Source organism: Variovorax restrictus, assembly GCF_051216715.1.
In the GTDB taxonomy this organism is placed as follows: Bacteria; Pseudomonadota; Gammaproteobacteria; order Burkholderiales; family Burkholderiaceae_C; genus Variovorax.
Window position 1 is genome coordinate 1,003,663 of record NZ_JBPJZH010000001.1, and the last position, 14,621, is coordinate 1,018,283.

Consider the following 14,621-nt stretch of genomic DNA (forward strand, 5'->3'; position numbering starts at 1 on the left):
CATGAGCACCCTCACCACCCAAGACGGCACCCAGATCTACTACAAGGATTGGGGCAGCGGCCAACCTGTCGTCTTCTCGCATGGCTGGCCGCTGTCGGCCGACGCCTGGGACGCGCAGATGGTCTTCCTGGCCGAACGTGGCTTCCGCGTGATCGCTCACGACCGCCGCGGCCATGGCCGCTCCAGCCAGCCGTGGAACGGCAACGACATGGACACCTACGCCGACGACCTCGCCGCGCTCTTCGAGAAGCTCGACCTGCGCGATGCGGTGATGGTCGGCCATTCGACCGGCGGTGGCGAAGTGGCGCGCTACATCGGCCGCCATGGCACCCAGCGCGTGGCCAAGGCCGTGCTGTTGAGCGCCGTGCCGCCGCTGATGCTCAAAACCGCCAGCAACCCGGGCGGCCTGCCGATCGAGGTGTTCGACGGCATCCGCGCCGGCGTCACGGCCGACCGCTCGCAGTTCTTCCAGGACCTCACCACGCCCTTCTATGGCGCCAACCGCGAAGGTTCGAAGGTCACGCAGGGCATGCGCGATTCGTTCTGGCTGCAGGGCATGGCCGGCTCGCACAAGGGGCTGCTCGACTGCATCAAGCAGTTCTCCGAGACCGACTTCACCGCCGACCTGAAGAAGATCGACGTGCCCACGCTGGTGGTGCACGGCGACGATGACCAGATCGTGCCGATCGGCGCGGCCGGCCTGATGTCGGCCAAGCTGGTGAAAGGCGCGACGCTGAAGGTCTACGCCGGTGCGCCGCACGGCATCGCCACGACGCACGCGGACAAGTTCAACGCGGACCTGCTGGCCTTCATCCAGGGTTGAAGAAAAGGGCGGGCCGATCGGACGGACAATCACAGGCTTCTTCCGAAGCCCACCGATGACCCTGGACGCCCCCTCTTTCTTCTCCCCGGCATGCGCTCGCCGCGCCGCATCTTCATGAGCGCCGGACGAGATCGCCGGCTTCGCGTGGAGGCCGAAAAGCTCGAGGCCTTCTGCGTGCTGGTTCGCGCGGCCTCCGCGGCACCGGACCAGGCGGCCTTCGCCGAAGTGAGCCGGGCTGCCGCGGTGGCGCTGCGCGCCCGGTTCGGCGGCGGCACCATCACCTCGGCCTTCGCGTGGCTGAGCGGCCCCGCCGCGCAGGATGCCCTGGCGAGCGTGCGCGCTGGGGATGTCGACCTGCAGGGCGCCCTGTCGCTGGTCGAGCTGGAGCAGGCCGTCGCGTTGGCGAAAGAGGCCGAGACGCTGCAGCGCTGACGGGGGCTGGCCGGCCCCAATTTCGCGCCTGTGCGGCACCGCCACAATGGCGGCATGCAAACCATCCTGGCCAAACTTTCCGAAGCCGTCGGCGGCGGGCACACGCTCGAGGAACTGACCCGCCCGTTGCTGGAAATGCTCGAGGCCGTGACCGGCTGCGAATCGACGTACCTCACGTCGATCGACTGGCCGGGCGGCCTGCAGCATGTGCGCGTCGCGCGCAACAGCCATGCCGAGGCACTGGAGATTCCCGAGGGCCTGTCGGTGCCGTGGGCCGACACGCTGTGCAAGCGGGCAATGGACGAAGGGCGCGCCTACACCAGCAACGTCGAGGAATGCTGGGGCGATTCGGCCGCTGCGCGCGCCTTGGGCATCCGCACCTACATGAGCACGCCGGTTCGCGCGGACGACGGCCAGATTCACGGCACCCTGTGCGCGGCGAGCGCCGCCGAGCGACCGATGTCTGCGCAGACGATGCACGTGCTGGAGCTCTTCTCGCGCCTCATCAACCAGCACCTGGAGCGCGAGCGGCTGGTGTCCGAGTTGCGGGCGGTCAATGCGCAACTGGCCGCCAGTTCGCGGACCGATCACCTCACCGGGCTACCGAACCGGCGCCTGCTCATCGAGGAGCTCGAGGGCCTGATCGGCCGCAGCGCGCGCGCCCACATCTCGGTGCTGGTGGCCTTCATCGACCTGGACGGTTTCAAGGCCGTCAACGACGCGCACGGCCACCAGAGCGGCGATGCCTTCCTGCGCGGCATCGCCGAGCGCTTGAGTAGCGCCCTGCGCAGCGGCGACCTGCTCGCGCGTCTGGGCGGCGACGAGTTCGTGGTGATCGGCCCCGGGCCCGCGCTGGGTGAAGACGCGGGCGTCGCCGTGGCGGCCCTGGGGCAACGCCTCGCCGACCTCACCGTGGGCGATTTCGACCTGGGCGCGCAGCGCATCGCCTATGCCGGCGCGAGCGTGGGCGCCGTGGCGGTCGATCCGCGCCACTGCAGCGCGGACCACGCCTTGCGGCAGGCGGATGCGGCGATGTACGAACACAAGCGCGCACGCGCCGCTGGCCGGCCCTGAGCCGCGGGGCACCGGCGCTGCGGGGCTTCCCGCGATGCCGGTTGCGCGTCGAATCCATCCCAGGCAGGATGTTGCTGCACTGCAGGAATTCGCTGCGCCGTGAGTCGGCACGGCGTTCCGCGCAGCCGACGCCCTGCAGGTTCACCGACACGCACCGCCATGTTCTTCCTCTGGCCTGGGTACCTCTGGTTCTTGCTGCTGCTGGCGCTGATGCCCGCCGCCTACCTGTGGCTGCTGCGCCGCCGGAACAAGGCGGCGCTGCGCTACAGCAGCCTGGGCGTGGTGCAGGCGGCGGTGGCCGGTCGCCAGTGGCGGCGGCACCTGCCACCCACCCTGTTGCTGCTGGCTGGCGCGGGCTTGCTGGTGGCGGCGGCACGGCCGGTCGCCAACGTGCCGCTGCCCTGGGCGCGCACCACGGTCATGCTCGCCATCGACGTGTCGCTCAGCATGCGCGTGAGCGACATCAAGCCGACCCGCCTGGTGGCGGCGCAGGACGCGGCGAAGCTGTTCCTGCAGGAGGTCCCCAAGACCATCGAGGTCGGGCTGGTCACCTTCGCCGGCAGCAGCCAGGTCGCGCAGCGCGCCACGCTCGACCGCGAGGCGCTGGTCACGGCGATCGACGGCTTCCAGATGCAGATGGGCACGGCGGTGGGCAACGCCCTGGTGCTGAGCCTGGCGGAGCTGTTCCCGGAGCAGGGCATCGAGCTCGCCGACATGAGCGCCGGTGGCAGCAACGGCAACCCGCGTGCGCGCAGCCTGGACGACAAGGCCCGGCCACCGCCCCGGCCCTTCACGCCGGTGGCGCCGGGTTCCTACAACTCTGCGGCGATCATTCTCTTGAGCGACGGTCGGCGCACGACGGGGGTCGACACGCTGGCCGCCGCGAAGATGGCGGCCGACCGCGGTGTCCGCGTGCACGTGATCGGGCTGGGCACCGTCGAAGGCGATGTCGCCGCGCCCGACGGCATGGCCATCTACATGAAGCTCGACGAGCCCACGCTGCGCGAAGTGGCGCGCATGACCGGTGGCGACTACCACCACGCCGGCACCGCCGAAGCGCTGCGCAGCGTCTACGAGAACCTCGGTTCGCGCGTGCAGGTGCTCACGCGCGAGACCGAGGTCAGCGCGGTGTTCGCGCTGGTGTCGGCGCTGCTGGCGATGACGGCCGCTGCGCTGTCGATGCGCTGGTTCGGGCGCATCACATGAGCGGCTGATCAGCCCTGCCGACCCGATTCGAACAGGAACCAGGTGCGGCGCTCGGCTTCGTCGATCCACACTTCCAGCAGGCTGGCGGTCGCCACGTCGCCGTAGCGGTCGCACAGGGCGTGCGTCTCGCGCATGAAGGCGGCGACGCGCTGGTTGTCCTGGCTCAGCTCGGCCAGCATGTCGGCCGGCGTGACGAAGTCGGCGTCGTTGTCGCTCAGGCGCTGCAGGCGCACGGCGTGGCCGCTGGAACGCAGCGTGGTGCCGCCAAGCTTGCGCACGCGCTCGGCGATCGGGTCGACGGTGGCGAAGATCTGGTCGGACTGCTCGTCGAGCAGCAGGTGGTAGTCGCGGAACGACGGGCCCGACATGTGCCAGTGGAAGTTCTTGGTCTTGAAGTACAGCGCGAAGGTGTCGGCCAGCAGGGCGTTGAGTTCCGCGGAGATATCGCGGGTGGCGTCCGTGCCCAGGGGCGTCGGGGTGGTCAGCGGTGCGAGACGATGCTTCTTGGCGGCGGCTAGGTCGGTCATGGAGAACTCCGGTAATGGACGAAAGGCGAGCCCTGCTCGGTGTCTCCAATGTCGGCGCGGCGCGTTGCGCCTCGATGGCGCGGTGCCCAGGCCGCACTTCGGATGACATGTCGTCCATTGCAGCTGAAACAAATGGCCGGGCGAGGCCGGCCACCGCAGCGGCTCACTCGGCCTTGATGTTTCGTTCCTTCACCACCTTGCCCCACATCGCGGTCTCACTGGCGATGTAGCGCGCGAGCTCGGCACGGGTGCCGGGCTGCGGCACCAGGCCATGCTTGTCGAGCTGCTCGCGCACCTCCGGTTCCTTCAGCACCTTGACGATCTCGCGGTTCCAGGCGTCGAGGATCGGCACCGGCGTCTTGCCCGGCGCGACGAAGGCGTACCAGTTGGTCGCGCTGAAACCGGGGTAGCCCGATTCGGCGATGGTCGGCACGTTGGGCAGGGCGGCGGCTCGCGCGAGGCCCGTGGTCGCCAGCGCGATCACCTTGCCGGTCTCGATGTACGGCGCTGCGGTGGCCGGCACCGCGTAGTACGCCGAGACGCGCCCGCCCAGCACGTCGACCATGGCCGGCGCGCCGCCCTTGTAGGGGACGTGCACGATCTCCACCCCCGCGCGCTGGTTGAAGAGCTCGCCGGCCAAGTGCGAGGCCGAGCCGGCGCCGGTCGAGGCGAAGTCGAGGCTGCCCGGCTTCTTCTTGGCCAGGGCGATGTAGTCGGCCAGCGTCTTCACGCCCAGCTGCGTGTTCACGACCAGCACGTTCGGAAAGTTCAGGCCCATGGTGATCGGCGCGAGGTCCTTCACCGGGTCGTAGGGCAGCTTCATGAGGTGCGGCGCGATCGCCAGCGGCCCGATGGAGCCCAGCAGGATCACCGAGCCATCGGCCGGTGCGTTCGCCACGTACTGGTGCGCGATGTTGCCGCCGGCCCCGGCGCGGTTGTCGATCACGACCGACTGCCCGATGTTCTCCGCCAGGCGTTTGTCGATGAGCCGAGCGGCCGTGTCGGCGCCGCCGCCGGCGGCGAAGCCGACCACCAGCGTGACCTGCTTTTTCGGCGGGAAATCCTGGGCGGTGGCGGCGAGCCCGGTGCCGAGCGCGAGCGCGACGAGCGTCGCGCGACGCAGCAATTTGAAAGTCATCGGTGTCTCCGTGGGTTGTTGTTGAGGTCGGCTAGCCGGCGCGGTGCCGCAGCGCATCGCCGCGCTGCCAGCGCGCCAGGTTGTCGAGAAAGATCGCCAGCACCCGCGCGCCGTTGCCGTCCGAATGGCCGGCGCTGTGCGGCGTGACGATCACGTTCTCCAGGCGCCAAAGGGGCGAGTCCGCGGGCAGCGGCTCGTGGGCGAAGACGTCCAGGAAGGCGCCGGCCAGGCGTTGCGACGACAGCGCGTCGACCAAGGCCGCTTCGTCGACCACCTCGCCGCGCGCCACGTTCACCAGGTGGGCGCCGTCGGGCAGCAAGGACAGGGTGCGGGCATCGATCAGCCCGCGCGTGCGCGTCGTCAACGGGCAGGCCAGCACCAGCCAGTCGGCCCGCGGCAGCACGCGTGCGATCTGGTCGAAGGCTACCGTTTCCGCGGCACCGTCGGCGGCTGCGTCGCTGCTGCGCACCACGGCCACGCGCATGTCGAGCATCCGCAGGAAGGCGGCGATGCCCTGCGCGATGGGGCCCCAACCCACGACGACGGCGGTCTGCCCCGTCAGGTCGCGCGGCAGCGCATCGCCCATGAGTGGCGACCACCGGGCCTCCCGTTGCGCAGCGAACAGCCGCGGGAAGCGGCGGGCCAGCGCGAGGATGCCGGCGACGGCCGTCTGCACGACGATGCGCGCATTGGCGCCGGACGAGGTGGTCAGCGCGACGCCGCGCTGCATCAGCTCGACGAACACCGGCCGGTCGGCGCCGGCCGAATGGATGTGGACCCAGCGCAGGCTCGCGGCCGACAGCAGGCCGTCGTAGAAGACCCGGGTGTCGGGCAGCACCGTGTGCTTGGTCGACAGACCGGTCACGTCGCGTGTGACGAAGGCGATGTCGGCGTCCTCGCCGGGCGCCACGCGGCGCCACGGCAGCTCGCCGAGCGTCGCGGCGATGCCCGCACCGGCCTGCGCTTCACCGGCCTGCGACAACAGGATGCGCAGGGGCGCGTTCACTTCGCGTTCACTCCGCCGTCGCGCCCGAGTCCCGCACGATGACTTTCCATTTCTCGTACTCCTCGCGCGTGAACTTGCCGAACTGGGCCGGCGTGCCTCCGACCGGGTCGGCGCCCTCGCGGATCATTTGCGCCTCGAGCGAGGGCAGGGCGTCGTTCACCGATCTGTTGACCAGGGCGATCACCTCGGCCGGCGTGCCCTTGGGGGCGAAGAACCCGAACCACGAGCCTGCCGCAAAGCCGGGGAAGCCCTTCTCGGCGACGGTCGGCACGTCGGGCATCGAGCGCGAGCGCTTGGCGCTGCTGACCGCCAGCGGCCGCAGCTTGCCAGCCTTGATGTGCGCAATGACCGACGGGATCGTCGCGAACATGAAGTCGATGCGCCCGCCCAGCAGGTCGGTCAGGGCGTTGGCCCCCTTGTAGGGCACGTGCGTGGTCTGCGCACCGGTCTGCTTGCTCAGCATGAAGCTCGAGAGATGCGACGACGTGCCGACGCCGGTCGAGCCATAGTTGAGCTTGCCGGGATTCGCCTTGGCGTAGGCGATGAAGGCCTCGAGCGTCTTGGCCGGCACGTCCGGGTTCACCACCAGCACGTTGGGCACGTCGGCGATCTGCACCACCGGCACCAGATCCGTCAGGGGGTCATAGGCCAGGTTCTTGTAGAGCGTCTGGTTGACGGCCATCGGCCCCACGGAGTTGACGATGAACGTGTAGCCGTCCGGCGGTGCGCGCACCACGAACTCGGTGCCGATGTTGCCGCCGCCACCGGGCTTGTTGTCGATGACGAAAGGCTGCTTGAGCTTCTCCGACAGCTGCTGCGTCACGGCCCGCGCCAGGATGTCGGTCGTGCCGCCGGCGGTGAAGGCCACCACCACGCGCACCGGCTTCGATGGGTAGGCGTCCTGCGCCGTAGCAGTCGTCACGGTCCCCAGCCCGAAGGCGAGGGCAGCGGCGGTGACGCCGCCATCGAGGAGCCAGCGGCGGCGGCTTTGGGTGTAGGAAAGGGGTGTTTTCATTGTTGTCTCCTGATTCATGAGGCGGAAGGGAAGTCGTACAACCGGGCGGGGTTGTCGACCAGCACGCGGCGGCGCAGGCCTTCGTCCGGCAGCCAGCGCGCGAGCAAGCCGAGGAGCACGCCGTCGTCGGGCATCTCGCGGGCTTCGAAGTAGTTGATGTGCGGCCAGTCGCTGCCCCACACCACGCGTTCGGGGTTGGCTCGCAGCAGGGCCTCGGCGAACGGGTCGATGTCGGCATAGGGCGGACCCAGGCCGGTGTTGCGATCGGCGCCGGAAATCTTGGTCCAGGCGCTGCCGTCGGCCAGCATCCGGCACAGCATGCGAAACCCGGGTTCGTCGACGCCGCGCGACGCCGCCATGCGGCCCATGTGATCGATGACCAGCGGCAAGCCCAGGCGCAGGAGGCGGGGGGCCAGTTCGACCAGGTCGGGCGCATGGATCCAGATCTGCGCATGCCAGCCGCGGCCCGCGATGCGCGGCGCCAGCGCCTCCAGCACCTCGATGCCCACGCCGTTGCGGTACACCGCATGGCCGTCGCGCTGGAACAGATTCACCCGCACTCCGCGGATACCGGCCGCATGCCAGCGGTCGAGGTCGGCATCGGTGGTGTCGGCCTGCGGCACGGCCACGCCGCGCAGGCGCGCCGGATGATGCGACAGCGCATCGAGCACGGCACCGTTGTCGGTGCCGCTGGCGCTGCCGGTCACCAGCACGCCGCGGGCGAGGCCGAAGCGGTCGAGGTGGGCGATGAAGGCATCGCCCGGGTATTCGGCCGGCGTGTAGCTGCGGTCCTCGGCGAGCGGAAAGCGGTCGAAGGGGCCGAACACGTGGGCATGGCTGTCGCACGCCCCCGCAGGCGGCGCGAAGCCGGGCGGGGTGACCGTGTCGAGCGGGGGAAGGCAGGCGCGGGTCATGGGCGGGGCCGTCCTCAATCGGCCTTGAGCTTGTCGGCCTTGGCCAGCACCTTGGCGCCGGCTTCCTCCTTCTTGAGCATGGCCAGCCACTCGGCCGGCGTCGACGCTTGTGCCGGGCTGCCCACGGTCGCCAGGCGCTGCTTGACGTTGTCGTCGGCCAGTGCCTTGCGCAGCGCGGCATTGAGCGTGTCGACGATGTCCTGCGGCGTGCCGGCCGGTGCGAGCAGGCCGGTGGCCGTGACGGCCTCGAAGTTCGCGAGCCCGGCCTCGCGCAGCGTCGGCACGTCGGGCAATGCCGGATCGCGTTGGCGCGACATCACCGCCACGGCGCGCAGCGCACCCGACTGGATGTGCGCTGCCGAGCCGCTGAGCTGGTCGACCACCAGGTCGATCTGCCCGCCCATCAGGTCGACCAGCGCCGGCGCCGACCCCTTGTACGGCACCGCGTTGAGCGTGAGCTTGCCCGCCTGTTCGAGCTGCAGCATCGCCACATGGTTGGTGGTGCCCGGGCCGGCATGGCCGGCGGCGATCTGGCCCGGCTTGGCGCGCGCGGCTGCGAGCAGCGCGCCGATGTCGGCGTACGGCCCCTGGCCCTTGACCACCATCACCAGTGGCGTGGTGGCGGCCAGCCCGACCGGGCTGAAGTTGTCGAGCGCATAGGTGGTCTTGGTCATCAGCGGCAGCACGACCAGCGCGTTGGGCGTGCTCACCAGCAGCGTGTGGCCGTCGGGCTGCGAACGCGCGACGTACGACGTGCCGATGGCGCCGCCAGCCCCCGCACGGTTGTCGACGATGACCGACTGGCCGAGGATCTGGCCCAGTGCCGGCGCCAGCGTGCGCGCCACCACGTCGAGGTTGCCGCCGGGCGCGAAGGGCACCACCAGCGTGACCGGCTTTTGCGGAAACTTCTGGGCGAATGCGGACGTGGCCGGCAGGGCGAAGGCGAGCGCGGCGGCGGCCGCCAGGGCGGCGGAAAGATGTCGTCTGTTCATCGGGTTGTCTCGTTTTGTTCTTGTCGGGGAGCGGTGTCGGCGTCAGGTGCGAAAGCTCGGGTCCGTCCGGTCGAGCTTGCGCAGCAGCGCGGGCCATTCCATGAGGCCGTAGGGGCGGCGCGTGCCGGGCTGGTAGTTGTTCCAGGTTTCTTCGAGCACGTGCGGCGGCACGGCTTGCAGCGGCGTGTTGCAAGACATCGCACCGATCTGCGCGCGGCAGGCCAGTTCGAGCCGGTGCATCCAGTTGAAGGCTTCACCCACGCTGCGCCCCACCACCAGCGCCCCGTGGTTGCGGAAGATCACTGCTTCAGCGTCGCCCAGGTCGGCCAGCAGCGAGGCCTGCTCCTCGGTGTCGAGCACCACGCCCTGGTAATCGTGGTAGCCGATCTTCAGGAAGCGCATGGCCGTCTGCGTGAGCGGCAGCAGCCCGCAGGCCAGCGACGACACCGCCATCGAGGCCCAGCTGTGCGTGTGGATCACGCAGGCCACTTCAGGGCGCGCGTTGTGCACGGCGCTGTGGATCACGTAGCCGGCCTTGTTGATGCCGTAGTCGAGCTCGCCGAAGTCGGGCTTGGCCAGGATGTTGCCGGCGATGTCCACCTTGATCAGGCTCGACGCCGTGATCTCCTCGTACATCATTCCGTAGGGGTTGATGAGGAAGGCGCCCGGCTCGCCCGGCACGTGCGACGAGATGTGGTTGGCCATCATGTCCGACATGCCGAAGATGTCGACCAGCCGGTAGCAGGCCGCCAGGTCGATGCGGGCCTGCCATTCGGCGGCGGAGCAGCGGTCCTGCATGGACGAGATATGGAGTACGCCAGGGGAGGTCATCGTGTTGTCCTTTTTCGAGTCGATGCGGGTCAGTCGGCACCCAGCTGCAGACGGCTGGGCAGGCGTTTTTCGATCGCGAACTTCAAGAGCGCCGCCGAGCGGAAGATGCCGTGCGCGAACTTGCCGTAAGGGAGCGTGAGAAACAGCGCCATCACCACGCCCAGGTGCACCGCCAGCAGCAGCGCCATGAAGCCCGTGTCGCGCCAGGCCAGCAGCGCCAGCCCGGTGAGGCTGGTGAGCAGCAGCAGGGCGATGAAGCCGCGGTCCATCGGCCGCTGCGCGGCATCGCCATGCGCCGGGTCGCGCCGCAGGTTCAACCACAGCAATCCGACAGGTCCGATCACCAGGCCGATGCCGCCGGCCGTGCCCAGCAGCACCGGCAGGCTGGTCAGCGCGTAGGGCGCTTGCAGGCCGAAGAAGTAGTGGTAGAGCGTCGCCACGCTCGTCGAGGCGAAGCACAGCATGAAGCCGTAGAAGGTGAAGTGGTGGAAGCGCCGGCGCCACAGCGTGAAGCGGTCGTCCGCGTTGTTGCAGCCCTCGCCGTGGCCGCCGCCGAGGTACTTCAGCCGCAGCACGTCGTGCACGGCTTCCGCGCTGGCGGCGGCGCGTACGCCGTCGACTTCAGGGCGCGGGTTGTCGACGGCCGGCGACACCTCGCGCCAGAAGCGCCGCGTGCCCATGCCCAAGGCGAAGATCACGAACAGGAACACCCCGCCGAACACCGCCGCCAGGAAGTTGTGCGGAAAGATCGCGTAGAAATTGCCCGCCAGCGGCTCGTGCAGCAGCGAGCCCGACATCGCGACCGCCAGCACCAGGAACAACGCCAGCCCGCCGGCCAGGGCCAGCGCCACCGTCAGCCCGGCTCGGCGGTACAGCGCGCCCATCGCCGGCGGCCAGGCGTAGTCGTGGTACGTCTGCATGCGCACCTCGGCCATGGCGCGCGGCACGTTCACCGCGAATTCATGCGGCGGCGCGTACTGGCAGGCATGCAGGCAGGCACCGCAGTTGTGGCACAGGTTGGCCAGGTAGTGGGTGTCGGCCTTGCCGAATTCGAGCCGGCGCGTCATGGCCGGGAAGACGGCGCAGAAGCCTTCGCAGTAGCGGCAGGCATTGCAGATCTGCAGGATGCGCGCGACTTCGCCTTCGGCGGCGTTCAGCGGCAGGGCCGGGCGGATGGGGATCACGCGCGCGGAGGCGCTGCCGATGCCCTGTGCGTCGGCACGCGCGCGGGCGACGAGGTCAGTGAGCTGCTGCAAGGGCGGCCTCCGGGGAAACGTGGGGGGTGTTCAGCGCAGCGTGCGCCGCGCGTGTGCCGGCGATGCGGCCGAAGGCGGTGCCGATGCTCATGCCGACGCCGGCGGTGTAGCCCTTGCCCAGCACGTTGCCGGCCATCATCTCGCCGGCCACGAAAAGGTTGGGGCTCGGCCGGCCGCCAAAGCGCACGGCCGCCGTCTCGTCGACCTTGAGCCCGAGGTAGGTGAAGGTGATGCCCGGGCGCACCGGGTAGGCGGTGAAGGGCGCGGTGTCGAGCGGCCGCGCCCAGTGCGTCTTGGCCGGCGTCACGCCTTCGGTGTGGCAGTCGTCCAGGGCCGTGTGGTCGAAGCGGCCGACGCGGCAGGCCGCGTTGTAGTCCTCCACGGTGCGCACGAAGGTCGTCTCGTCGACGCCGATCTTGCGTGCCAGCTCGCCCAGCGTGGCCGCCTGCGTGCCGCTGAACACCGGCGGCATGAAGCGGCCCACCGCTTTTTGGTCGATGACGGACCAGGCAATCTGCCCCGGCTGCTGCGCCACCAGCCGGCCCCAGATCGCATAGCGCTTGGGCCAGAAGTCCTCGCCCTCGTCGTAGAAGCGCTTCGCCTCGCGGTTGACCACCACGCCCAGCGACACGCAGTCGATGCGGGTGCAGATACCGCCGTCGTACAGCGGCGCGCGTGCGTCGATCGCCACCATGTGGCCTTGCGACGGGTCGCCGATGCGGTCGGCACCGGCATCGAGCATCGACTTCAGCAGCACGCCCTGGTTGAAGCGCGTGCCGCGGATGAGGAAGTTGTCGGCCGGCCATTCGCCGCGCTCGTTCTGGCCCCAGGCTTCGCGCAGCCATTCGCGGTTCGATTCGAAGCCGCCCGCGGCCATCACGCAGCTTCGGGCCTCGATGCGTTCGCCGGCCTCTGTGCGTGCGGCGAGGAAGCGCTCGCCGTCCAGCTCGACGGAGACGACGGGCGTGTCGTAGCGGATCTGCACGCCGAGCTTTTCGGCGCTGCGGAAGTAGGCATTGACCAGCGCCTTGCCGCCGCCCATGAAGAAGGCGTTGGTGCGTGCCACGTGCAGCGCGCCCGAGAGCGGCGGCTGGAAGTGCACGCCGTGGCGGCGCATCCAGTCGCGACAGTTCGACGAGGCACGGATCGTCAGACGCGCCAGGTGCTCGTCGGTGAGTCCACCGGTCACCTTCAGCAGGTCCTGCCAGTACTCTTCCTCGGGGTAGGCGTCGATCAGCACGTCCTGCGGCGCGTCGTGCATGCAGCGCAGGTTGCGCGTGTGCTGCGAATTGCCGCCGCGCCAGGCTTTCGGTGCGGCTTCGAGCAACAGCACCGAGGCGCCGGCCTCGCGGGCCATCAGGGCGGCGCACAGCGCGGCATTGCCGCCGCCGATCACCAGCACATCGGGTTTGTCTCTCACCGTGATTTCTTCTGTCGTGGACCAGCCTGGAATCTAGGCCGGCACCCCGCGCATGCCTACCCGGCATCGCGCATGCACCCATCACGGATCGTGATGGCTTAGGGCCTGTGAACAGGTCCTAGGCGAGCGAGGCGCCCGGCCAGAGGCCGGCGCGGACCAGCGTTTGTGCCGTTTCGGCGAGCACGATCCGGCTGGCGAGCGCGGCCGGCGAAAGCTCGTCGTCCGACAGGCTGCACAGCGCATTGCGCCGCCGCGCGTCGCCGTCCTCGAGCGGCTCGAGGTGGAAGCGGTCGGCCGCGTCCGAAAAGCGGCCGACCGCCGCGCCGGGCTGCACGGTCGCGCCGAAGCCGGCGTCGACGGCGTCCATCAGCATGGGCAGCGAATCGATCTCGCCGACCAGGGTCGGCACGAGCTGGGCCCGCACGAAGGCCGCGTCGATCACGCTGCGCAGGCCGTGCGTGCCGGTGGGAAGGATCAACGGGACGGTGGCCAGCTTCTGCATCGTCACCGGCCGCGTGCCGGCCCTCTCGCGGGGCGACAGGTGGCGCCGCGCGCGCATGAGGAGCAGCTTCTCCTCCAGCAGCGGCGTCACGCTCCAGCGCTTGGCGCCCTGGGTGTGGAACAGCACCGCCAGGTCGAGCTGGCGCGAATTGAGCATGCCGGTGAGGTGGCCCGAAAGGCTTTCGACCATGTGCAGCCGCACATCGGGGTAGCGCTCGCGCATCGCCCGCATGAGAGGCAGCGCGAGCACGGCGGAGGTGGTCGGGGCGAGGCCGATGCTCACCGTGCCGGTCAGCCGCGCGTGCTGCGCGACGAGCGCCGCCTGCGCCGCGTGGCGCAACGTGAGCTGGGCTTCGCGGAAGAAGGCGAGGCCGGCTTCCGTCGGCACCACACCCTTGCCGGTGCGCTGCAGCAGGCGCGTGGCGAGTTCGCCTTCGAGTCGGCTGATCTGCTGGCTCAGCGCCGACTGCACCACGCCGAGATCGACCGCGGCGCGGCCCATGCTGCCGAGTTCGACGATGCGGACGAAGTAGCGGAGTTGGCGCAGTTCCATCGTCCGATTGTGCGGCGCCCGTGGTGCCGGTCAGTGCCCGGGCGCTGTCGACCACTCGGCCGCGATGTTTCGCCGGCCCGGCATGGCGAAAGAGGTCGCGTCTATCTTGCAGGAGAGGTGAGGCGACGCAGGATCGGACTGTCGCCGTGCGCCTCGCTTGGCCTACGCCTGAGAGTCGTCGACGGCCGAAAATGTTTGACGCGATGACGAGCCGAGGAGCACGCCCATGTCTGATGCACTCCGACCCGCGGCCGAATTGGCCGTCCACGCCAAGACGCCTTTTCCCGGCGCCTCCGCCGCCTACGACGCCGCCCGCCAGGCGCTGCTCGCCGAAGAGATCGAGTTCCGACGACATGCCACCCGGCTGGTCGCGCAACGTCAAGCGCTGCCGCCCGGCCCCGTCATCGGGAAGAACTATCGCTTCAAGGACGAGCAGGCCTTCTAGGTCGGGCTGCGCGATCTGTTCGGCGACAAGGACACGCTGGTCACCTACTTCTGGATGTACGGACCGCAGCGCGAGCGGCCCTGCCCGATGTGCACCAACTGGCTCGGGTCGGTGAACGGCAATGCCGCCGACATCAAGCAGCGCGTCGCGCTCAAGATCCTCGGGCGCTCGCCGGTTGAACGGCAATACGCCTTCGCGCAGGAGCGCGGTTGGCGCGACCTGAACTTCGTGCAGACGGTCGGCGACGACTGGGCGAAGGACCTGGGCGTGCTCATGCCCGACGGCAGCGAGTACCCGGCGCTCACCGTGTTCCGCCGCGACGGCGACACGGTGCGGCTGTTCTGGGCCAGCGAGATGACCAGCGAGATGGCCGACCCCGGCCAGGACCCGCGCGATTCGCCGGACATTGCGTCGCTCTGGTCCATTCTCGACCTGACGCCGGGCGGACGCGGCACCGACTGGTACCCGAAGCTCAACTACTGACGACC

At 69.7% G+C, this 14,621-nt stretch carries 14 protein-coding genes and 1 pseudogene; 5 read left to right on the forward strand and 10 right to left on the reverse strand.

Annotated elements, in window-relative coordinates:
- Nucleotide 1: 1 nt before the first annotated feature.
- From ACSFA0_RS04745 to ACSFA0_RS04760, 4 genes are all read left to right on the forward strand, one after another.
- Complete coding sequence (locus tag ACSFA0_RS04745) at nucleotides 2-823, forward strand: alpha/beta fold hydrolase (RefSeq protein WP_435449074.1); 822 nt, start codon at nucleotides 2-4, stop codon at nucleotides 821-823.
- Nucleotides 824-937: 114 nt separating this feature from the next.
- A complete protein-coding gene (locus ACSFA0_RS04750; RefSeq protein ID WP_435449075.1) occupies nucleotides 938-1,255 on the forward strand; it encodes a hypothetical protein in 318 nt (105 codons plus the stop codon).
- 54 nt (nucleotides 1,256-1,309) lie between these two features.
- A complete protein-coding gene (locus ACSFA0_RS04755) occupies nucleotides 1,310-2,329 on the forward strand; it encodes a GGDEF domain-containing protein (protein WP_435449076.1) in 1,020 nt (339 codons plus the stop codon).
- Nucleotides 2,330-2,488: 159 nt separating this feature from the next.
- Nucleotides 2,489-3,535, forward strand: coding sequence for a VWA domain-containing protein (locus tag ACSFA0_RS04760; RefSeq protein WP_435449077.1), 1,047 nt, complete (start codon nucleotides 2,489-2,491; stop codon nucleotides 3,533-3,535).
- Nucleotides 3,536-3,543: 8 nt separating this feature from the next.
- Here ACSFA0_RS04760 and ACSFA0_RS04765 read toward each other — a convergent pair whose 3' ends face one another.
- The 10 genes from ACSFA0_RS04765 to ACSFA0_RS04810 form a co-directional block, all read right to left on the reverse strand.
- Complete coding sequence (locus ACSFA0_RS04765) at nucleotides 3,544-4,062, reverse strand: Dps family protein (RefSeq protein ID WP_435449078.1); 519 nt, start codon at nucleotides 4,060-4,062, stop codon at nucleotides 3,544-3,546.
- Between the two features lie 163 nt (nucleotides 4,063-4,225).
- Nucleotides 4,226-5,200: a Bug family tripartite tricarboxylate transporter substrate binding protein gene (locus ACSFA0_RS04770; RefSeq protein WP_435449079.1), complete on the reverse strand. Its 975-nt coding sequence runs from the start codon at nucleotides 5,198-5,200 to the stop codon at nucleotides 4,226-4,228.
- Nucleotides 5,201-5,231: 31 nt separating this feature from the next.
- Nucleotides 5,232-6,206 (reverse strand): D-2-hydroxyacid dehydrogenase, encoded by a 975-nt coding sequence (locus ACSFA0_RS04775; protein ID WP_435449080.1) that lies wholly within the window; start codon nucleotides 6,204-6,206, stop codon nucleotides 5,232-5,234.
- A gap of 7 nt (nucleotides 6,207-6,213) precedes the next feature.
- Nucleotides 6,214-7,221: a Bug family tripartite tricarboxylate transporter substrate binding protein gene (locus tag ACSFA0_RS04780; protein ID WP_435449081.1), complete on the reverse strand. Its 1,008-nt coding sequence runs from the start codon at nucleotides 7,219-7,221 to the stop codon at nucleotides 6,214-6,216.
- 14 nt (nucleotides 7,222-7,235) lie between these two features.
- On the reverse strand, nucleotides 7,236-8,135 hold the full coding sequence (locus ACSFA0_RS04785; RefSeq protein WP_435449082.1) for an amidohydrolase family protein: 900 nt from the start codon (nucleotides 8,133-8,135) through the stop codon (nucleotides 7,236-7,238).
- 14 nt (nucleotides 8,136-8,149) lie between these two features.
- Entirely contained in the window at nucleotides 8,150-9,127 is a 978-nt protein-coding gene (locus tag ACSFA0_RS04790; protein ID WP_435449083.1) for a tripartite tricarboxylate transporter substrate binding protein, read from the reverse strand.
- A 42-nt stretch (nucleotides 9,128-9,169) separates the two neighbouring features.
- Entirely contained in the window at nucleotides 9,170-9,958 is a 789-nt protein-coding gene (locus tag ACSFA0_RS04795; protein ID WP_435449084.1) for a class II aldolase/adducin family protein, read from the reverse strand.
- A gap of 29 nt (nucleotides 9,959-9,987) precedes the next feature.
- Nucleotides 9,988-11,214, reverse strand: coding sequence for a tricarballylate utilization 4Fe-4S protein TcuB (gene tcuB / locus ACSFA0_RS04800; protein WP_435449085.1), 1,227 nt, complete (start codon nucleotides 11,212-11,214; stop codon nucleotides 9,988-9,990).
- Complete coding sequence (tcuA, locus tag ACSFA0_RS04805) at nucleotides 11,198-12,634, reverse strand: FAD-dependent tricarballylate dehydrogenase TcuA (protein ID WP_435449086.1); 1,437 nt, start codon at nucleotides 12,632-12,634, stop codon at nucleotides 11,198-11,200. The genes tcuB and tcuA overlap by 17 nt, the downstream gene beginning before the upstream one ends.
- Nucleotides 12,635-12,752: 118 nt before the next feature.
- A complete protein-coding gene (locus ACSFA0_RS04810) occupies nucleotides 12,753-13,688 on the reverse strand; it encodes a LysR family transcriptional regulator (protein WP_435449087.1) in 936 nt (311 codons plus the stop codon).
- Nucleotides 13,689-13,914: 226 nt separating this feature from the next.
- On the opposite strand from ACSFA0_RS04810, the pseudogene ACSFA0_RS04815 reads away from it, so the two are divergent.
- Nucleotides 13,915-14,616: pseudogene (locus ACSFA0_RS04815) on the forward strand (DUF899 family protein).
- The last annotated feature ends 5 nt before the right edge of the window (nucleotides 14,617-14,621 follow it).